The 20008-nt window shown below is 61.6% G+C and carries 16 protein-coding genes; 7 read left to right on the forward strand and 9 right to left on the reverse strand.

The window, feature by feature from the left end; all coding sequences use genetic code 11:
• Positions 1 to 100: 100 nt before the first annotated feature.
• From ACYVM5_RS17060 to ACYVM5_RS17075, 4 genes are all read left to right on the forward strand, one after another.
• A complete protein-coding gene (locus tag ACYVM5_RS17060; RefSeq protein ID WP_460619306.1) occupies positions 101 to 1081 on the forward strand; it encodes a YitT family protein in 981 nt (326 codons plus the stop codon).
• Positions 1082 to 1137: 56 nt separating this feature from the next.
• A complete protein-coding gene (locus ACYVM5_RS17065) occupies positions 1138 to 4341 on the forward strand; it encodes a cyclic nucleotide-binding domain-containing protein (RefSeq protein ID WP_460619307.1) in 3204 nt (1067 codons plus the stop codon).
• Positions 4342 to 4392: 51 nt separating this feature from the next.
• Positions 4393 to 5736 carry a transporter permease gene (locus ACYVM5_RS17070; protein ID WP_460619308.1) on the forward strand — a complete coding sequence of 448 codons (1344 nt, stop codon included), beginning with the start codon at positions 4393 to 4395 and terminating at the stop codon, positions 5734 to 5736.
• 78 nt (positions 5737 to 5814) lie between these two features.
• Positions 5815 to 6708, forward strand: coding sequence for a sugar phosphate isomerase/epimerase family protein (locus ACYVM5_RS17075; RefSeq protein WP_460619309.1), 894 nt, complete (start codon positions 5815 to 5817; stop codon positions 6706 to 6708).
• A gap of 86 nt (positions 6709 to 6794) precedes the next feature.
• Here the strand turns inward: ACYVM5_RS17075 and ACYVM5_RS17080 are convergent, their stop codons facing one another.
• The 8 genes from ACYVM5_RS17080 to ACYVM5_RS17115 all read right to left on the reverse strand — a co-directional run bounded on the left by ACYVM5_RS17080 (position 6795) and on the right by ACYVM5_RS17115 (position 15140).
• Positions 6795 to 7586: a 3-keto-disaccharide hydrolase gene (locus ACYVM5_RS17080; RefSeq protein WP_460619310.1), complete on the reverse strand. Its 792-nt coding sequence runs from the start codon at positions 7584 to 7586 to the stop codon at positions 6795 to 6797.
• Positions 7587 to 7633: 47 nt separating this feature from the next.
• The gene (locus ACYVM5_RS17085) at positions 7634 to 8521 is read right to left on the reverse strand and encodes a hydroxypyruvate isomerase family protein (protein WP_460619311.1); all 888 of its coding nucleotides are present in this window, start codon (positions 8519 to 8521) and stop codon (positions 7634 to 7636) included.
• An 11-nt stretch (positions 8522 to 8532) separates the two neighbouring features.
• A complete protein-coding gene (locus ACYVM5_RS17090) occupies positions 8533 to 9006 on the reverse strand; it encodes a c-type cytochrome (protein ID WP_460619312.1) in 474 nt (157 codons plus the stop codon).
• 13 nt (positions 9007 to 9019) lie between these two features.
• Positions 9020 to 10072: a sugar phosphate isomerase/epimerase family protein gene (locus ACYVM5_RS17095; RefSeq protein ID WP_460619313.1), complete on the reverse strand. Its 1053-nt coding sequence runs from the start codon at positions 10070 to 10072 to the stop codon at positions 9020 to 9022.
• Positions 10073 to 10079: 7 nt separating this feature from the next.
• Complete coding sequence (locus ACYVM5_RS17100; RefSeq protein WP_460619314.1) at positions 10080 to 11231, reverse strand: Gfo/Idh/MocA family protein; 1152 nt, start codon at positions 11229 to 11231, stop codon at positions 10080 to 10082.
• 132 nt (positions 11232 to 11363) lie between these two features.
• Positions 11364 to 12614, reverse strand: coding sequence for a nucleoside permease (locus ACYVM5_RS17105; protein WP_460619315.1), 1251 nt, complete (start codon positions 12612 to 12614; stop codon positions 11364 to 11366).
• 152 nt (positions 12615 to 12766) lie between these two features.
• Positions 12767 to 13375, reverse strand: a complete 609-nt coding sequence (locus ACYVM5_RS17110; protein WP_460619316.1) for a gluconate 2-dehydrogenase subunit 3 family protein — start codon at positions 13373 to 13375, stop codon at positions 12767 to 12769.
• An 88-nt stretch (positions 13376 to 13463) separates the two neighbouring features.
• A complete protein-coding gene (locus tag ACYVM5_RS17115; protein ID WP_460619317.1) occupies positions 13464 to 15140 on the reverse strand; it encodes a GMC family oxidoreductase in 1677 nt (558 codons plus the stop codon).
• A gap of 323 nt (positions 15141 to 15463) precedes the next feature.
• Between ACYVM5_RS17115 and ACYVM5_RS17120 the strand changes: the two genes are divergently transcribed.
• Positions 15464 to 16927, forward strand: coding sequence for a Gfo/Idh/MocA family protein (locus ACYVM5_RS17120; protein ID WP_460619318.1), 1464 nt, complete (start codon positions 15464 to 15466; stop codon positions 16925 to 16927).
• Positions 16928 to 16935: 8 nt separating this feature from the next.
• Here the strand turns inward: ACYVM5_RS17120 and ACYVM5_RS17125 are convergent, their stop codons facing one another.
• The gene (locus tag ACYVM5_RS17125; protein ID WP_460619319.1) at positions 16936 to 17394 is read right to left on the reverse strand and encodes a VOC family protein; all 459 of its coding nucleotides are present in this window, start codon (positions 17392 to 17394) and stop codon (positions 16936 to 16938) included.
• A 262-nt stretch (positions 17395 to 17656) separates the two neighbouring features.
• Between ACYVM5_RS17125 and kduD the strand changes: the two genes are divergently transcribed.
• Both kduD and ACYVM5_RS17135 read left to right on the forward strand, forming a co-directional pair.
• Positions 17657 to 18427, forward strand: coding sequence for a 2-dehydro-3-deoxy-D-gluconate 5-dehydrogenase KduD (kduD, locus tag ACYVM5_RS17130; RefSeq protein ID WP_460619320.1), 771 nt, complete (start codon positions 17657 to 17659; stop codon positions 18425 to 18427).
• Positions 18428 to 18463: 36 nt separating this feature from the next.
• Positions 18464 to 19975, forward strand: coding sequence for a xylulokinase (locus ACYVM5_RS17135; protein ID WP_460619321.1), 1512 nt, complete (start codon positions 18464 to 18466; stop codon positions 19973 to 19975).
• Positions 19976 to 20008 lie beyond the last annotated feature (33 nt).

The raw sequence follows: 20008 nt of genomic DNA on the forward strand, positions 1-20008 counted from the left end.
ATGCTGCCGAGGAAGCATCGTCGGCTTCGCTTCACTGATGAAAAGCGGCGGGGAAAAGCCCCGGGAAGCGTCACGGTGCCAGAAGATTTTGACAATAGCCATGTTGCTCGAACAACTACCGCCTTCTCGTTTCCGAAACCGGAAACTTGCCCGCCAGCCGGCCCCCGCGCCTCTCAAAATGATGGTGCCGGAGGACACGGGCGTGTTCCGTTTTTTTGCGCAGCACCAGGTGGGGGTGGTGCTCATGCAGGGCATGCTGCTGGCGGGTGGGGTGTTTTCGGCCGCCCTGGGGCTGAAAGGTTTCTTGCTCCCGAACGGCTTCATCGATGGCGGGGTGACGGGTATCTCGCTGCTGGTGAGCCAACTGACCGGAGTTTCGCTATCGGCGCTCATTGTGCTCATCAACATTCCGTTTATCGTGTTGGGGTATTATCAGGTGGGGCAGAAGTTCGCTCTCAAAACCCTGCTCACCATTCTGGCGCTGGCGGGGGCGCTGCTGGTGGTGTCGTTTCCGCCCCTCACGCAGGACAAGCTGCTGATTGCCGTGTTCGGCGGCTTCTTTCTGGGGGCCGGCGTGGGGCTGGCCATGCGCGGCGGCGGGGTGCTGGACGGTACCGAGATTCTGGCTCTTTACCTCACGCGCCGGTTGCCCGCCTCAATTGGTGACATTGTGCTCATTATCAACGTGATTATCTTCTCGGCGGCCGCCTGGCTGCTGTCGATAGAAACGGCGCTGTATTCCATTCTGGCGTACCTGGCGGCGGCCCGCACCGTGGATTTCGTGCTGGTGGGCATCGAGGAATACACCGGCCTGACCATCATTTCGTTTCACAGCACCGAAATCCGGCGCATGATAACCGATAAGCTCCACCGTGGTGCCACGGTGTATGAATGTACCCAGGGCTTTGGTACGCACGGGCATCAGCATTTGAAAGTAGAGGCCATTTTCACAGTCGTAACCCGCCTGGAAGTGGTCAGCCTGACGGATGAAATCCATAAAATTGACCCGAATGCTTTTGTGGTCTCGCAAAGCGTGAGCGACATGAAGGGCGGCCTGATTAAAAAGCGGGCCTTGCACTGACCGTTTCAGGGTGAGGGCCCGCCGCCGGGCGGCCGGGCCAATTCAGCAGGAATATCATGGAAAGGTGGTACCGGTTTCTGGGAGTTCGGCCGCACGAAACCACGTCGGTGTGGCTGCTCTTTGCCCATAATTCCCTGCTCAGCTTTGGTACCGTGCTGGTGTATCTGGCGGCCACCGCGCTGCTGCTGGCCCGGCACCCGGCATCTAGTTTGCCCGTGGCCTACTGCGTGGGAGCAGCGGCTATGGCCCTGACCGGCAGCCTGTATGCCTACCTGGAGCGGCGCTGGCTGGGGCCAAGCCTGGCCGTGCGGGCGCTGCTGGCGGTGGTGGCCATTGCCGTGGTGCTGGCCTTGGCCTGGCAGCCCGTGCCGTCGGTAGCCACGGCCGTGGCCATCATGACGGGGTACCGCCTGCTCTACCTGCTCACCAACCTGGAGGCCTGGAGCATGTCGGCCGCCCTGTTCAACGCGCGCCAGGGGCGGCGGCTGTTCGGGGTGGTGAGCTCGGGCGAGCTGCCGGCCAAAGCCGTGGGGGCGGCACTGGCCATTTTCGTGCCTGCGGCCCATGCCATTTCCATGCTGTTAATCATGGCCTTGAGCGCGTATTTGCTGGCGGCGCTGGTGCAGCAGGCGGCTTTTCGACGAAGAACCGGCTTGCCGCATTTGCCCTCCGTTCCACCGGCCGGGCGCACGCTGCCACTCATCCGGCAGTTGCTGGGGCCGGGAGCGTTGGTGCGGGTAATGGGCCTGAGCGTGATGGCGGTGGCCGCTCTGGCGGTGGGAGTGGAGTATGTCTTTTTGCTCAGTGTTCGCAATTTCCTGCCCGGCCCGGTCGATGTAATGCAATACCTGGGCGCGGTGCTGGCACTGGCGTATCTGCTGGCGGCGGCGGGGCGGCTGCTGTTTGCGCGGCGCGGCCTGGCTTGGGTGGGCGTGCGCCGGACATTGCTGCTGCTGCCACTCATTGTGTTGGGCAGCGTGCTGGTGTTCTGGCTATTGCGGGTGCTGCCGGTGGGGCCGTGGGGCCAGCTGGTTTATTTTAGCGGGCTCTATCTGGGGTTGGAAATATGCCGCCGTGCCTTGTTCGAGCCGGTTTTTCTGGTGCTTTTCCACCGGTTGCCACCGCCTGAGCACCTGGCAGGGCGCAGCGTAGTCAAAGGAATTTATGAGCCGGTAGGAGTGGGCCTGGGCGGCCTGCTGCTGCTGGCGGCCCAGCCATTTCCAACGCTCAGCTCCTGGCTGCCCTTTGTGTGGATGGCCGCGCTGGTAGTCGGCGTGGTGTACCTGCTGCGGTATATGCTCTGGCACTACCTGGAGGCCCTGAAGACGAGCCTGTACCTGCGCGGCACTTCAGATAATGAGTTGATTAGTGCTGGGGTTGAATTGCCCGACAGGCATTCGGCGGAGGCTGATTCCAGCGTCGATATGGTGTTGCAGGCCATCGAGCACCTGCACAAAATAGAAGCTGCCGCCCTGCTCGAACAATCCGAGCACCTGCTCACGCATCCCAGCAACCGCATTCGCCACCGCGCGCTGCGGCTGCTGGGCGCCCGGGTGGAACTGCCCCGGCTGCGGCAGCTGGCCCTGGAAGACCCCGACCCCGCCCTGCGCGAAATGGCCAGCTGCCTGGCGGCCCCCCATCCGTCGGCCGATGACCTGCTGCTGCACCCCGATTGGGCCGTTCGCCAGGGCGCCATCCGGGGCCGGTTGGGCGCGCACCCCACCGATGGCGCGGCGCTGGCCAGCCTGGCCGCCTTGGCATCATCCACCGAAACCAATGCCCGGCACGCGGCTTTGGAGCTCATTGCATTGCTCACGCCGAACCAGCAGCAACAGACCATCACGACCTGCCTGCACAGCGCCGAGCCGACCCTGGTGCAGGCCGCCGTGCGGGCCGTGGCCGAAGTACCGGGCCCCGATATGATAAGCCTGATGATGGGTTTTTTGTGCATTAAAAAGGTGCAAAAGCCCGCCCTGGCCGGCCTGGTACGCATCGGCGCGCCCGTGCTGCCGCTGCTCAAACCCGCTTTGGCGCAGGAATGCGACCCGCGCCGTGCCCAGGCCATGGCCCAGGTGTGCGCCCGCATGGCCACGCCCGCCGCCCGGCAAGTGCTGCTGGAAATCGCCAGTGGCACCAACCTCCAGGCGCGGGCGGCGGCCCTGCGGGCACTCGACAGCTTTGCCACCATGCCCAGCGATGCGCCCCTCTTTCAGCAGCTGATAGAGGAGGAGATGCGCTTGGCGCAGCACTTTTTGCACGGCATGCACGCCGCCAATTCCGAGCTGCGCGCCGCCCTGCGCCAGGAGTTGCGCCGCTGCACCCAGCGCCTGTTTGGCCTGCTGATGCAGGTGTACGAACGGCCGCCGCTGCAGGAGGCGCAGCACGGCGCTATCCACACCACCGGCGAAACCCAGGCCAGCGCCCTCGAAATCCTGGAAAATATTATTCCGCTCCCGCTGTTTGCCGGCTTGCAGGCCATGCTGGAAACGGGCCGCCTGAGCCAGCGCGCGGAGGTGATGGATGCCTTGCTCGGGCCCATCACTACCGCCGAAACCGTGCAAACCACCGTCGTGCGCCGGGGGGCAGAAGCATTTACGGCCTGGACGATTAGCGTGGCTCTGCGGCAGTGGCACCCCCAGCCCGCCACCGTGGCCTACCTCGTCTCTCATTTACAAGCCACCAGTCTGCTGGTCCAGGAAAGTGCCCTCGCCGTGCTTCAGCAATTACCCGTGCTGCGCCCGGCGGCCTACGACCAACTCCTCCTCACGCATCCTGCCGTCGCCTTCCTTGCTATGAATCCACCGACCACTACCCCCCGCACCACCGCCCGCGACCGGGTTCTCATCCTCAAGGGCACTTCCTTGTTTGCCAATACGCCCGAAAACATCCTTGGCAGCATCGAGCCCATTATGCGGGAAGTGACGTTTGACGCAGGCCAGGAAATCTTCAGCAAAGGCAGCCTGGGCACTTCGCTGTTCATCGTGAACGAAGGCGAAATCGGCATCTTCGATGGCCCGCGCCAATTGACAACCTTCCACAGCGGCGACTTTTTTGGCGAGTTGGCCCTGCTCGATGCCGAAGCCCGCTCGGCCTCGGCCGTGGCGCTGGGGCCCGCCACCGCGTTCCGCATCGACCAGGAAGATTTCTACGACGTGATGGAGGACTGCCCCGAAGTCACCCGCAACATCCTAAAGGTGCTCTGCCAGCGCCTGCGCCGCCAGAATGAGCGGATGCAGCCCCCGCAGCCGGTAGCGGGGTAGGAAGGCGCTTCCCGGGGGCACGTTTTGCCACCCGGCGGGCTACCTTGCGGCATGACCATCCTCATCATTGTGCTGGCCGTGCTGGCGCTTATCGTCCTCAGCAGCTGGGGCAAAGTCAATGCGTTTCTGGCGTTTCTGTTGGTCACCATTCCGGCGGGGCTGGCGCTGGGGCTGCCGCCCGCGCAGGTGCTGGCCGCCGTGCAAAAAGGCCTCGGCGATACGCTGGGCTCCGTCGCGCTGGTGGTAGTATTGGGGGCCATGCTGGGCAAGCTGGTGGCCGAAAGCGGCGCGGCCCAGCGCATTGCCGCCGTGCTGATGCAGGCTTTCGGCCCGAAAAATATTCAGTGGACGATGATGGTGACCGGCTTCATCATCGGCATTCCGCTGTTCTATAACGTGGGCTTCCTATTGGTTATCCCGCTGATATTCTCGGTGGTGTACCAGTACCGGCTGCCGGCTGTGTACGTGGGGCTGCCCATGCTGGCCTCCCTCTCGGTGCTGCATGGTTTCCTGCCGCCGCACCCGGCCCCTACGGCGCTGGTGGCGCTGTTCCATGCCAACGTGGGCCTCACGTTTGGCTACGGGCTGCTGGTGGCGGTGCCGGCCGTGGTGGTGGCCGGGCCGCTGTACGCGCGCACGTTGCGGGGCATTGTGTCCGCGCCGCTGGCGGGGTTTGGGGGCGAGGCGCGACCCGAAAGTGCCCTGCCGGGGCGGGCCAACAGCTTCCTCTCGTCGCTGCTGCCGGTGCTGGTGCTGGCGGCCGTGCTGGGGCTGCAGGCGGTGCTGCCACCCGGCGGCCCGCTCGCGCCGGCCCTCGCGTTTCTGGCCGACCCGGGCATGGTGATGTTGCTTTCGGTGGGCGTGGCCACGTTCAGCCTGGGCCGCAGCCGGGGCAAAACGATGGCCGCCGTGATGGAAACCTACGGCGAAGCCCTGCGCGACGTGGCGCTGCTGCTGCTCATCATCGGCGGGGCGGGGGCGCTGAAGGAAGTGCTGGTGGAAAGTGGAGCGGGCCAAGCCATTGCCGCCGGCCTGAATGGAACCGGGCTACCCCCGCTGGTGCTGGGCTGGCTGCTGGCGGGCCTCATCCGGGTGTGTTTGGGCTCGGCCACGGTGGCGGGCCTCACGGCGGCCGGCGTGATGCTGCCCACAATGGCGCATTCAGGTGTCAACCCCAACCTGATGGTGCTGGCCATTGGGGCGGGCAGCCTGCTGTTTTCTCATCTGAATGACAGTGGGTTCTGGCTGTTTAAGCAGTACTTCAACCTCTCGATTCGCGACACGCTGCGCTCGTGGTCGGCCATGGAAACCATTGTGTCGGTGGTGGGGCTGCTGGGCGTGCTGGTGCTCGACTGGGCGCTGCCGGTGGTAGCGCCCGTTCTGGCACGATTATGAAGTTTTGCATTAGCCGCAAGTAATTGTTAATCCCTATCTTGGCTTCGCCTTAATTCATCCTTCAACCCACGCCGCTCCATGAATTCCCGTAGAAATTTCCTGACTTCGGCCGCGCTGCTATCGGCCGGTTTGCTGGTATCACCGGCCCTGCTGGCCCGCGACAAGGGCTACAACAAAAAGTACATCGGCCTACAGCTCTACACCGTGCGCGATGCCATGGCCAAGGACCCCGCCGGCACCCTGGCGCGGCTGGCCGAAATGGGCTACAACTCGCTGGAGGGCGCTACCTACACCGGCAGTCAGAAATTCTACGGCATGACGCCCCAGGCCTTCGCCGCCCTGCTCAAGCAAAACGGCCTGATAATGCCCAGCAGCCACTACCGCCTTGGCGAGGAGCAGATGAACGGCGCGCCAGCCATGGGCACCATGCTCCACGAGTGGGACCGCGCCGTGGACGATGCCGCCGCCGCTGGCGTGAAATACATGGTGTGCGCCTACCTCTCAGAAGCCGAGCGCGGCAACCTTGACCACTACAAGACCATCGCCGACCAGCTCCACAAAGCCGGCGAACGCTGCCAGAAAGCCAGCATCCAGCTCTGCTACCACAACCACGACTTCGAATTCGTGGCCCAAAACGGCAAGCTGCCCTACGACCTGCTTCTGGCCACCGACCCCAAACTGGTGAAAATGGAGCTCGACCTCTACTGGGCCACCAAGGCCGGCCACGACCCGCTCACGTTGTTCAAGCAGCACCCCGGCCGCTTCCCGCTCTGGCACGTCAAGGACATGGACAAAGCCGCCCCGCACTCCTTCACCGAAGTCGGCAACGGCAGCATCGACTTCAAAAAGATATTCGCCCACGCCAACGAAGCCGGCCTGCAATACTTCTTCGTGGAGCAGGACATCACGCCCGGCTCACCCTTCGATAGTGCTGCTAAAAGCCTGGCTTACATCAAGAAGAATTTGGTGTAGAAGGGGAGTAAACAATAAGCAGAACGGTCATGCTGAGCGCCAGCATGACCGTTCCTTTTTGCCGCATCCGTTGATAAGCCGCTGGCCTACTTCGCCGCCGCCATCGGCAGTTCCCGAATCCAGATGTTGCGGAAGCTCAGCGGCTCACTCTTGTCGCCGTGGGCCTGGAGCTTGATGGGCGAGGGGCCGTGCGCGGTTTGGTACGAGGCCTTGCCGATGTACTGCGTGGGGCCGGTAAGGGCGGTATGGTCCTGCACCAGCACCCCGTTGAAAAATACCGTGGCGTAGGCCGGCGTCACCAGTGCGCCGCCCGCGCCGAACACGGGCGCGGTCCAGACCACGTCGTAGGTCTGCCACTCGCCGGGCTTGCGGGCGGGGTTGGCCAGCGGAATGGCCTGCTTGTAGAGGCTGCCGGCCATGCCGTTCACGTAAGTTTTGTTCTGGTACGCGTCCACGATTTGCAGCTCGTAGCCCAGGTCGCCGTTGCCCGTCGAGGCCAGAAACAGGCCGCTATTGCCCCGGGCCTGCCCCGTGCCGGTGATATTGGCCGGAATGCGCCACTCCAGATGTAGCTGGTAGTTGCCAAAGCTGCGCTTGGTTTCGATATTGCCCACGTCCTTTTTCACCGTCATCACGCCGCCCGCCACCGTCCAGCTGGCCGGCGCTTTGTGGTCGCTGGTGAGCACCCACTGGTCGAGGTTTTTACCATCGAACAGCACCAGCGCGTCGGAAGGCGCATCGCCGATGTTTTTGCCGGGCGTCACCACTTTGGGCACGGGCTCATACACTTCCGTATCCTCGGGTTTGGCGGTTTGCTGGGCATGGGCGGCTCCCAGGCTGCCGGCCAGCAGAGCGGTGAGTAACAGGCGGGTTTTCATCAGAAAAAGGATTGGAAGGTGGGAGATATGGCGAGAAAGCGGGCGCGCTACACGTCGCACAGCTGCACGGCTTTGCGCAGCGAGGCCAGCTTATCTGACTGCTTCGGAATGAATTCCTGCGCCACGTAACCCTTGAAGCCCGTGGCTACAATAGCCCGCATTATGGCCGGGTAATACAGTTCCTGGGTTTCGTCAATTTCGTGGCGGCCGGGCACCCCCCCGGTGTGATAGTGCGCGATGTAGGCGTGGTTGTCGGTGATATTTCGGATGATGTCGCCCTCGTCAATCTGCATGTGATAGATGTCAAAAAGCAGCTTGAAATGCTCAGAACCCAGTTTTTTGGCCAGGGCCACGCCCCAGGCGGTGCGGTCGCACTGGTAGTCCTTGTGGTCGATTTTGCTGTTCAACAACTCCATCACCAGCACCACGTTGTGCCTGGCGGCCAGCTCCAGCAGGGGCGTCAGGCCCTGCACGCAATTGGCCCAGCCGGTGGCGTCGTCCTTGCCCCGCCGGCTCCCGCTGAAACAAATCAGGTTCTTGTAGCCCGCCGCGGCCACTTTCGGAATCATCTCGGCGTAATTTTTCTGAAGCGTGGTATGAAACTGCGGGTCATTGAAGCCATCGGTCAGGTTGATTTCGGCCCCGTTGCACATCGGTGAATCCAGGCCGTACTTCTTCAGCGTCGGCCATTCTTTCGGCCCCACCAGGTCAATGCCCTTGATGCCAATGCTTTTGGCTGCCGCACACAGCTGGTCGAGCGACAAATCATTGTAGCACCAGCGGCACACCGAATGGTTGATGTTGTTTTTCAAGGCGGGCGTTTCCAGCGGTTGTTCAACGGGCACAAATGCGCCGAGCGCCCCCGCGGCCCCGGCCGCCGCCGTGCCCGCCAGAATATTTTTGAGCGCCGTGCGGCGGGTGGGAGGCGAGGCCATAACGGACGGCTTTATTTCAAGGTCAGGATGTATTTCACCATTTCCCGGGCGTCGGCTTCCGTCACGCCGGGGTGCGGCGTCATGGGCACGGCCCCCCAGTTGCCCGAGCCGCCCTGAATGATTTTGCCAGCCAACATGCTGATATTAGGCTCGTTACTTGTGTATTTCTGCGCCACATCGGCGTAGGCGGGGCCTACTAGCTTCTCCTTTTCCTTGTGGCAGCTGGCGCAGTCCGAAGCGGCTATCAGCTTGGCGCCGTTTGCCACCAGGCCGCCGCTGTGGCCGGTGCCAATCTTCGAAGTGCTGGTGTCCACCTGCGGTTGCTCGGCTACGGCCGCCACGTTGGCGCCGGTGGTGCTGTCGCTCTTGAGCTCCGCCGATGAGGCGGCCTGTTGGCTCACTTCATCGGGGCCGTCTTTTTTGTACCCCGAATCGCAGGCGGCCAGCAGGGCGCTGAGGCTGAGGAGTAAAGCAGTCTTTTTCATGGGAAGGAGGCGGTTAAATTCCGAGCAGAGAATGGTTGAGAGTCGGGTTGGGGGCCGTGGCGGCGAAGTCGTCGAAGGCTTTATCCGTGACGCGGATGATGTGGTCTTTGATGAATTGGGCGCCTTCGCGGGCGCCGTCTTCGGCGTTTTTCAGAGCGCATTCCCACTCCAGCACGGCCCAGCCGGGGAAGTCATACTGGGTGAGCTTGCTGAAAATGGCCTTGAAATCGACCTGCCCATCGCCCAGCGAGCGGAAACGGCCGGCGCGGTTCAGCCAGCTTTGGTAGCCGCCATACACGCCCTGCCGGCCGGTAGGGTTAAACTCCGCATCCTTGACGTGGAACATCTTAATCCGCTCGTGGTAGATGTCGATGTATTCCAGATAATCAAGGCATTGGAGCACGAAGTGCGAGGGGTCGTAGAGCAGGCAGGCGCGCGGATGCTGCTGCACCTGGTCTAGAAACAGCTCGTAGGTCACGCCATCGTGCAGGTCCTCGCCGGGGTGGATTTCGTAGCACAAGTCCACGCCGCACTCGTCGAAGGCGTTCAGAATCGGTAGCCAGCGGCGGCCCAACTCGGCAAAACCATCTTCCACCAAGCCAGCCGGGCGTTGCGGCCACGGGTACAGCATGGGCCACAGCAGTGCTCCGCTGAACGTGGCGAGCGCCTTCAAGCCCAGGTTTTGTGATGCTTTGGCGGCGTATTTCAGCTGCTGCACGGCCCATTGCTGCCGCGATTTGGGATTGTTGCGGTAGGCCTCGGGCGCGAAGCCGTCGAACAGCTGGTCGTAAGCCGGGTTCACGGCCACCAGCTGGCCCTGCAAGTGGGTAGATAATTCGGTGATTTCCAGCCCGGCGGCATTCACCATGCCCCGAATTTCGTCGGCGTAGGTCTGGCTTTCGGCCGCTTTTTGCAGGTCGATAAAGCGTGGGTCGTTGGTGGGCAGCTGCACGCCTTGAAAACCCAAGCCTTTGGCCCAGGCGCAAATGCCGGCCAGACTATCGAACGGCGCTTCATCGCCAATGAATTGAGCCAGAAAAACGGCAGGTCCCTGGATAGTAGTCATGGGCTGGTCAGACGGTAAATTCAGTCCATTTCTTATCGGAATGGCCCGAAGCAATGACGTTTTCGATGAAGGCCATGCCCCGGATTCCTTCGTCTAGCCCTGGATAGTCGAGGGCTTCGGGCGGGGCAGTCTGGCCGGCCATTTCGGCCTGCAAGGTCAGGGCGAAGTTGCGGTAGATGTTGGCGAAGGCTTCGAGGTAGCCCTCGGGATGGCCGGCGGGAGTGCGGGAATTATGCTGTGCGAAGGAGCTGACGTAGCCCGTGCCTGCTCGATGAATTTCGGTGGGGCGGTCCAGCCACTTCACTTGCAGCGTGTTGGCGTCCACTTGCTGCCACTCCAGCCCGCCCTTGTCGCCGTAGGCCCGCACGCGGACGTTGTTTTCCTCGCCGGCCGCTACTTGGGTGGCTACCAGCACGCCACTCGCGCCATTGGATAGCCGAAGCAAAACTGCCCCATCATCATCCAGCCGGCGGCCCGGCACCACGGTATTGATATCAGCGCATAGCTTTTCTACTTGCAGGCCGGTCACGTATTCCAACAGGTTAAACGCGTGGGTGCCAATATCGCCCATCGCCCCGGCGATGCCGCTGCGGGCGGGGTCGGTGCGCCAAGCCGCCTGCTTGTTATCCGTGCCTTCCTCGAAGGCGCTGAGCCAGCCCTGCGGGTACTCCACGTAGGCCTTGCGGATGGGACCAAAGGCATTGGCGGCAATGCGTTGACGGGCTTCCTTCACCATTGGGTAGCCGGTGTAGGTGTGAGTCAGAGCAAGTTTCCGGCCGCTGGCGGTGGCAATTTCTTTCAGCTGCTTAGCCTCGGCCAGTGAGAAAGTCATCGGCTTGTCGAGGATGACGTGGAAGCCGTTTTCCAACGCCAGCCTGGCGGGCTCGAAGTGCAGGTGGTTGGGCGTGACGATGGCCACAACCTGAATGCGCTCCGCTTCGGGCCGCTGCTTTTCCTGCATAATCAGGTCCGCAAAGGAGCCATACACGCGGTCGGGAGCCAGATTCAGCAGCACGCCCGTGGCCCGCGACTTCTCCGCGTCGCTGCTGAATGCGCCGGCGGTGAGCTCATACAGGCCGTCGAGGGCGGCGGCTATGCGGTGGATGCCGCCGATGAAAGCGCCCTGTCCACCGCCAATCATGCCCAGTCGTAGTTTCATAGGGAAAGTGTGACTCTAGAAGTAGAGACACATATTTGCGTCTCGTCGTTAAACGGAATCATTGAGCAGCGCTGTCGCAAGGCGTTCAACCGAAGGCCAGCGGAGCTAACGATGAGACGCAAATATGCGTCTCTACACCTCCAGTCGTGCGTTGGCCTCGGCATAGCTGATATCTTCGGCTGGCGCGGGGGCGTTCTGGTCTTTAAAAAGCAGCACGAACACGGCCAGCACCACGGCCGCAATGCCGGCCGGAATCAGCCAGATGGTGTGCCAATCGTGGAGGTCGCCGGTGGTTTTGTGCGCGTCCACAATCTGGCCCGAGAGGAGGGAGCCGATGAGCATGCCCACCCCGTAGGTAGCCAGCGTGATGAAGCCCTGGGCCGCGCTTTTCGACTGCTCACCGGCGAGGTTATCGGTGTAAATCTGCCCAGTTACGAAGAAGAAATCGTAGCAGATGCCGTGCATCACGATGCCTGCAATCAGCATCCAATAGTTCGAGTCGCCGTTGCCGTAGGCGAAGAAAATGTACCGTACCACCCAGGCCAGCATGCCAATAGCCAGCATCTTCTTCACGCCCAACCGCATGAAAAACACCGGAATCAGCAGCATAAACAGCACTTCCGAAACTTGTCCCAAGCTCTGAATTCCGGCGGCCGATTTCATGCCCGTCTCATTCAAAAACGGATTGGTGAAGCCGTAGTAAAACGACAGCGGCACGCAGATGGCCACCGAGGCCAGAAAGAAAATCAGGTATGAGCGGTTCTTCAATAATCCGATGGCTTCCAGGCCCAGCAGCTCGCCCATGGTGGCAGGACCGGCTTTTTTGACGGGTGGCGTGGGCGGCAGCGTGAAGCTGAACAGGCCCAGCAGCGCAGAGGCCCCGGCCGCCATCTGAAACGTGAGGCCGAGGTTACCACTCTGCTCCCAGTTCAGCCAGCCGATGGTGATGCCGGCGATAATCCAACCCAGCGTGCCGAGCACCCGAATGGAGGCAAACTCCTTCTGCGGGTTCTGCATCTGGCGGAAGGAAATGGAGTTCACTAGCGCCAGCGTGGGCATGTACACTATCATGTACGTCAGTACATAAGGGTAGAATGCCGAGAAATCGCCCGCCCGCGAGGCCAGCCAGAGCAGTGCCGCGCCCAGCAGGTGCAACACGCCCAGAATTTTCTGGGCCGAGAAAAACCGGTCTGCAATCAGCCCGATGATGAATGGGGCCACGATGGCGCCCACCGACTGCGTGAGAAACGCACTGCCCACCTGCGTGCCGGTGGTGTGCAGGTTGTGCAGCAGGTAGGTGCCCAGCGTCACAAACCACGCTCCCCAGATGAAGAACTCCAAGAACATCATCAGGGACAGCTTAAAGCGGATGGCGGGCGTCATAGGCAGGAAGGTTGGACGGGAAGGATTTAGAAGCACTCGGAAATTGACCGTCATGCAGAGCGCAGCGAAGCATCTTTACCGCACAACGCAATTATTTACTATTGCAGTAAAGATGCTTCGCTGCGCTCTGCATGACGGTTTCCGACGGTCAATCAAGTAGTTGCCCAGGCGCGGTCGCCTTTTTTATATGGCACGTTGCCATCGTAGCGGCCGGGCACGGGCAGGTAGCGCAGGGCCTTCGTCGCGCCTACTTCGGAGGTGAAAAAGCCCAGCAGCGTGAGCTCCTTCATCATGCGGAAGTAGTGGGCCGGGTCATCCTTCTGCTTGTTTTGGGTGAAGGCTTTCTGCTCGGCATCGAGGGCAGTGAGAAAAGCGGTGCGCTGGGCCGGGTCGCAGGCCAGGAACCCTTTGCCATTCTTCTTCTGGCAGTCCTGGTCGAGCTTGGTGAGGCCGTCAAGAAAGATTTTCTGGTCGGCGGGCGTGTAGCAGTCGCGCACCATTACGCTCATGAAACTGCCAACCTGGGCGGCTTTGGCTCCCGGCGTTTTGGTGGCCGGCAGAATGGTTTCGCCCACTTCATCCAGCAAACCCACCTGCTTGGCATCCAGAAACGACTTGGTTTCTTTGGCCGCCGGAGTCTCACCGGCATCTTTATCTTCCTTCTTCGCAGGCGAGGAGCAGCCGCTCAGGAAAAATTCGGCTCCGATAACGGTGCCACCCATGATAATGGCCACGCGGGCCAGGGCGTCTCTTCTGTTCATAACGGGGCGGTTAGTGGTTAGTTGTCAGTGGTTAACGGTTAGTGTTAAAAATAATTAGCCACTAACCGTTAACCACTAATCAGCATTCTTACAGGTTTTGCTTTTTGAGCTCGCTCACGGCGTGGTCCACGGCGCGGGCCGTGAGGGCCATGTAGGTTAGCGAGGGGTTCTGGCAGGCGGCCGAGGTCATAGCCGCGCCGTCGGTCACAAACACGTTGGGAGCATCCCAGACCTGATTATGGGCGTTGAGCACCGACGTTTTGGGGTCACGGCCCATGCGGGCGGTGCCCATCTCGTGGATGCCGCCGCCCAGGTTGTAGCCGTTGTTGTAGGTCTTCACGTTCTTCAGGCCCGCTTTTTCCAGCATTTCCTGAGCGTCGGCCATCATGTCGATGCGCATTTTCTGCTCATTGTCGCGGATGCTGGCATCAATGGCCAGCACGGGCAAGCCCCACTTGTCCTTCTTGTTTTTGTCGAGGGAAATCTGGTTGTCGTGGTAGGGCAGGGTTTCGCCGAAGCCGGTGATGCCCATGGTCCACTTGCCGGGCTCGGTGAGGGCGTCCTTGAAGTCGCCGCCGATGCTCATCTCCGGAATCTCGCGGCCCCAGCCTTCGCGGCCGGCGCTGCCCTGGTAGCCGAAGCCGCGGATGTAGTCGCGCTTGTCGCCGAACAGGTTGCGGTAGCGGGGAATGTAGATGCCGTTGGCGCGGCGGCCGTACACATATTTATCCTCGAAACCCTCCACGTCGCCGTGCGCGCCGGCCCGGAAGTGGTGGTCCATCAGGTTGTGGCCCAGCTCGCCGCTGCTGCTGCCCAGGCCGCCGGGCCACACGTCGGTGGCCGAGTTCATCAGCACCCAGGCCGAATTCAGGGCCGAAGCATTGAGGAAAATGACCTTGGCGTAGTATTCAACGGTCTGGTTGGTTTCGGCGTCGAGCACTTCCACGCCCTTGGCCCGCTTGGTGTCCTTGTCGTAGAGGATTTTGGTGACGATGGAAAACGGCCGCAGCGTGAGGTTGCCCGTGGCCACGGCGGCCGGCAGCGTGGCCGACTGCGTGCTGAAATACGACCCGAACGGGCAGCCCAGCCAGCACTTGTTGCGGTACTGGCAATTCACGCGGTTGTGGTGCGGCACCGTGATGTTGGCCGTGCGCCCGATGACCATGCGCCGGTGTGCATAGTGCTTCTTAAGGCGGGCGGCTACGTCTTTTTCCACCACATTCATTTCCATGGGCGGCATAAAATCACCGTCGGGCAGCTGCGGCAGGCCTTCTTTTGAGCCGCTGATGCCAGCAAATTTTTCCACGTAGCTGTACCACGGAGCCATGTCCTTGTAGCGCACGGGCCAGTCCACAGCGATGCCGTCCTTGAGGTTAGCCTCGAAGTCGAAGTCGCTCAGGCGGTACGACTGCCGGCCCCACATCAGCGAGCGGCCGCCCACCTGGTAGCCCCGGAACCAGTCGAAGGGCTTAATCTCCACGTAAGGGCTGTCCTTATCGCTGGCCCAGTAGCTGAGGTTGGTCTCGTTAAGGGTGTAGTCGCGCTTCAATACCGGGTAGTCGGCAATCATCTGCTGGGTTTTGCCGCCCCGGTGCTCAAATTCCCACGGGGCCTTGTTGGCGTTCACGTAGTCTTTGATGTGCTCCACGTTGCGACCCCGCTCCAACATGATGGTTTTGAGGCCTTTCTCTGTTAATTCCTTTGCGGCCCAGCCACCCGAGATACCCGACCCGATGACAATGGCATCGTACGTATTTTTTTCCATGTTACGCTAGCAAATGATGTGGGAGAGAAAGGAACCAATCGGAGTGCCATCAACCGGTATCTGGCCGGCGAGCAACACCAGCCATGCAGTGCGAGCAAATATAAAATAATTTGTTGCCGGCCAATCACAACGGGACCAATTATTTACATAATATTGCTAGGCATGAGTGTCCACCCACTTACCAAGGTAGTAAGTCCGAAATTCAACAGACTAGCAGATTGGATTTTGTGACAATACAAAGGTCTTATTGTTAATAATTTGGTTGGTCTTGTCAGCGGACTTTCCGACTTTCTTTCCAAACGGCAAATTCCCAGTCTTTAGCAATGCATAACCTTCCCGAAACGCCGCCGAATAACCTTCCCGAAGTACCCTCGCGGCGCGAATTCCTAAAGCAGGGCGCTGCCGCTGCGGCCGTGTTTATGATTGTGCCGCGCTTCGTGCTGGGCGGCCGGGGCTTCACCGCGCCCAGCGACCAGCTGGTGGTGGCTGGCGTGGGCGTGGGCGGCAAGGGCGAAAGCGACCTGGCTGCCCACGCCAAAACCGGCAAAGTCCGCATCGGCTACCTCTGCGACGTGGACGACCGGCGCGCGGCCCGCTCGGTGCAGGCGTTTCCGCAGGCCAGGTACTATAAGGACTGGCGGCAACTGCTCGACAAGGAAGGCAAGAATTTCGATGCCGTTTCGGTGGCCACGCCCGACCACAACCACGCCGTTATTACCCTGGCGGCCATGCAGCTGGGCAAGCACGTTTACGTGCAAAAGCCTCTTACCCACGATATCTACGAAGCCCGCGCCCTCACCGAAGCCGCCAAGCGCTACAAGGTGGTGACCCAGATGGGCAACCAGGGCGCATCCGGCGACGGCGTGCGGCAGCTGCAGGAATGGTACGATGCCCACCTCATCGGCGAGGTGCATACGGTGTATTGCTGGACCGACCGGCCGGTGTGGCCGCAGGGCATTGCCTGGCCCCCACCGGCCACCACCGTGCCCAAAGAGCTGGACTGGGACCTGTGGCTGGGCACTGCGCCCCAGCGGCCCTACGTAGACAAGCTGGTGCCCTTCAACTGGCGCGGGTGGTGGGAATACGGCACCGGCGCGCTCGGCGATATGGGCTGCCACCTGATGGAAGCGCCGTTTCGGGTGCTGAACCTGGGCTATGCTACGGCGGTGCAGGCCAGCGTGGGCAGCGTGTATGTGGACGAGTTTAAGCGCGGCTATTTTCCCGACAGCTGCCCGCCGTCCAGCCACGTCACGCTCACTTTCCCAAAAACCAATAAGACGAAGCACGAAGTCACGATGCACTGGATGGACGGCGGCATTCAGCCCGAACGGCCCGAAGAATTAGGCCCCAACGAGAAGTTTGGCGACGGTGGCAATGGCATCCTGTTTATCGGCAAAAAGGGCAAAATGATGGCCAGCACCTACTCGGCCGACCCGCGCCTGCTGCCCACCTCCCGCACCAACGAAGTCCACGTAAAACCCACCCTGGCCCGCGTGCCCGACGGTGCCAACGGCCACTACGGCCAGTGGGTGGAGGCGTGCCTGGCCGGCTACGGCAACAAGGCTGTCAGCTCGCCTTTCGAGCTGGCCGGCCCGCTCACTGAGGCCCTGCTCATGGCCAACCTCGCCATTCGCGGCTACGACATTCAGCGTCCCAGAACCACTGGCGCGGGCTTCGACTATCCCGGCCGCGGCATCGAGCTGCTCTGGGACCCGCAGCAGCTGCGCGTCACCAACTTCGAGGAGGCCAACCAGTTTGTGAAGCGCACGTACCGGCCGGGCTGGTAGGCGCGGGGCTAAAACGGGTCGTCGTTCACTTCGACCCAATAGTTGTCCGGGTCCTGCAGATACACCTGTTTCACGCCATCGGGCCGGGCCGTCGATTCCCGGGCCAGCCCGGCCCAACTACCGTAGGTGGTGCCGAGCTGGTCGAGGTGGGCGGTGAATTTTTTTAGGTCTTTCACGCTGAAAGCCAGGTGTAGGTTCTTGTCGTGCGGCTCTACTTTGGCCGCGCCCTGAATGATGTGCAGCTGGCTGTGCGGCCCCATCCGGAACCAGACGTGGCGGCCGTCCTTAAACGGCTCCGGAATCTGCTGCAATTGCAGCACCTTGCCGTAGAAATCCACGCTTTTCTGCAGGTCGAAAACGTAGAGCGCGACGTGGCTGACCGCCGGTGTATTTTGGGCGAAAGCAGGTCCCGTGCTGCTCAAGGCGGCAATCAGCCCCAATAAGCCAATGAAAAGCGTTTTTTTCATGATTCAGGAGGCGTTTTAGCTGCGCAAGCAGACCAATTAAAGCTTCTGCAAGGTGCAATTATTTTTCGAGCAGTATTGCTTCATTTTTCTGGTTTGCAGATGCTTGGCGTGGTGCAGGCGCATTGTTAAAGCTATTCACCCGGCTCGGATTACAACACATGCACGGCCCAAACGCCAATAAAATCCAGTAGAGTGCGGAAGAGTGCGCCGGACGGACGGCGCTACTTTTGGGCGGTCGCATTTTTCAGCAAGCCCTTCCTGCATGAGTAGTAATTCCGCCTTCAGCCTGACTGGCAAAATTGCGCTGGTAACCGGCTGCAACAAAGGCATTGGCCAGGCCATGGCCCTGGGGCTGGCCGAGGCCGGCGCCGACATCATTGGCGTATCGGCCACGCTGGCAGCCGATGGTGGCGACACCGGCCGCCAGGTGCGGGCGCTGGGCCGCGAATTCCACGCCTACCAAGCTGATTTCAGCCAGCGCGCCACCACCGATGCCTTCGTCACGCAGGTGCAACAGGCTTTTCCGCGCATCGACATCCTCATCAACAACGCCGGCACCATCCGCCGCGCCCCCGCCGCCGAACATTCGGACCAGGACTGGGACGACGTCTTGGCCATTAACCTCGACGCGCCGTTTCGGCTGGCCCGCGCCATTGGCGGCCAGATGCTGCGCCAGGGCAGCGGCAAAATCATTTTCACGGCCTCGTTGCTCACGTTTCAGGGCGGCATCAACGTGCCGGGCTATGCGGCCAGCAAGGGTGCCCTCGGCAGCCTGGTGAAGGCGCTGGCCAACGAATGGGCCGGCCGGGGCGTGAATGTGAACGCCATTGCGCCCGGCTACATCGCCACCGACAACACCACCGCCCTGCGCCAGGACGAGGAGCGCAGCCAGACCATTCTGGGCCGCATTCCGGCCGGCCGCTGGGGCACGCCCGAGGATTTCAAAGGTCCCACCGTATTCCTGGCCTCGGCCGCTTCGGATTACGTGCACGGCACCATCCTCACCGTGGATGGCGGCTGGATGGGACGGTAGTGGCATATTGTTCGGCAATGACTTAGCGTAAATTTTATGTTGCTTCTCGGCATTGATTTAGGTACGTCTTCCATCAAAGTTTCGGTGGTGGATGCCGCGACGCGGCGTGTGCTGGCTGCTGCCAGCTACCCCGACACGGAGCGCAAAATCGTGGTGCGCCAACCCGGCTGGGCCGAGCAGGACCCGCGCCAGTGGTGGGCCGATGCCCACCGGGCCATCAAGAAAGCCCACGCCTCGGGTTCTTACAATCCGGCCGAAATTGGGGCCATTGGCATTGCCTACCAAATGCACGGGCTGGTGGTGGTCGATAAAAACCGTCAGCCCCTGCGCGATGCCATTATCTGGTGCGACAGCCGCGCCGTGCCCTACGGCGAAGCCGCGCAGCAGGCCTTGGGCAACGAATACTGCCAGACGCACCTGCTGAATTCGCCGGGCAATTTCACCGCCGCAAAGCTGGCCTGGGTGCGCGAAAACGAGCCCGAACTCTACGCCCAAATCGACCACATTATGCTGCCCGGCGACTACCTGGCCTTGCAGCTCACCGGCATGGCCACCACCAGTCCATCGGCGCTGTCCGAGGGGATATTCTGGGATTTTGCCCGTCACGGGCTGTCTGGCGAGGTGCTGGACTTTTTTGGGTTCGACAAAAAGCTGATTCCGCCGGGGCAGGACGTGTTTTCGGCGCACGGCCAGCTTCGGCCTGAGGTGGCGGTCGAGTTGGGCCTTACGCCCGGCATCCCCGTAGCGTACAAGGCCGGCGACCAGCCCAACAACGCCCTGGCCCTGAACGTGCTGGAGCCCGGCGAAGTAGCCGCTACGGCCGGTACCTCGGGCGTGATTTACGCCGTGACCGACCAGCTATTTGTGGATGCACAATCGCGGGTAAATCCGTTTGCGCACGTAAACCACACCCGGGCACAGCCCCGGCTGGGCGTATTGCTCTGCATCAATGGCGCGGGCAGCATGAACCGCTGGGCCAAGCAAACTTTTTCCCCGCAGCTGAGTTACCACGGGGCCAATGCGCTGGCAGCCAAGGCCCCGGCGGGCAGCGCTGGGCTGCTTTGTCTGCCCTTCGGTAACGGCGTGGAGCGCATGCTGGCCAACCATCCCGTAGGGGCCCATTTTCATGGGCTTGACCTGAATGTGCACACGCCTGCTCACTTGCTGCGGGCCGCGCAGGAGGGCGTGGCCTTCGCCTTCCGCTACGGCCTCGATGTAATGCGCGCCGGTGGCCTGCACCCTAGGGTAGTGCGCGCCGGCCATACCAACATGTTTCTAAGTGAGCTGTTTACGCGTGCTTTTGTGAATGCCACCGGACTGGCTGTGGAACTTTACGAAACCGACGGCAGCGTGGGCGCGGCCCTGGGCGCAGGCATCGGGGCGGGTTACTACGCCACGCCGGCTGAGGCTTTCCGCGCCGTACCGCCACTGCGCACCGTGTATCCCGATGCCGACGCGCCAGCTTGTGAGGCTGCCTATCAGCGGTGGCGGAAGGTGCTGCTAGCGCTGCTACCAGCGTCGATGCCGGCAGCGTTGCCTCTGGCATAATTCTATTTATTAGTATTCAACATCTGCCTCATT

It is taken from the genome of Hymenobacter ruber (genome assembly GCF_054783255.1).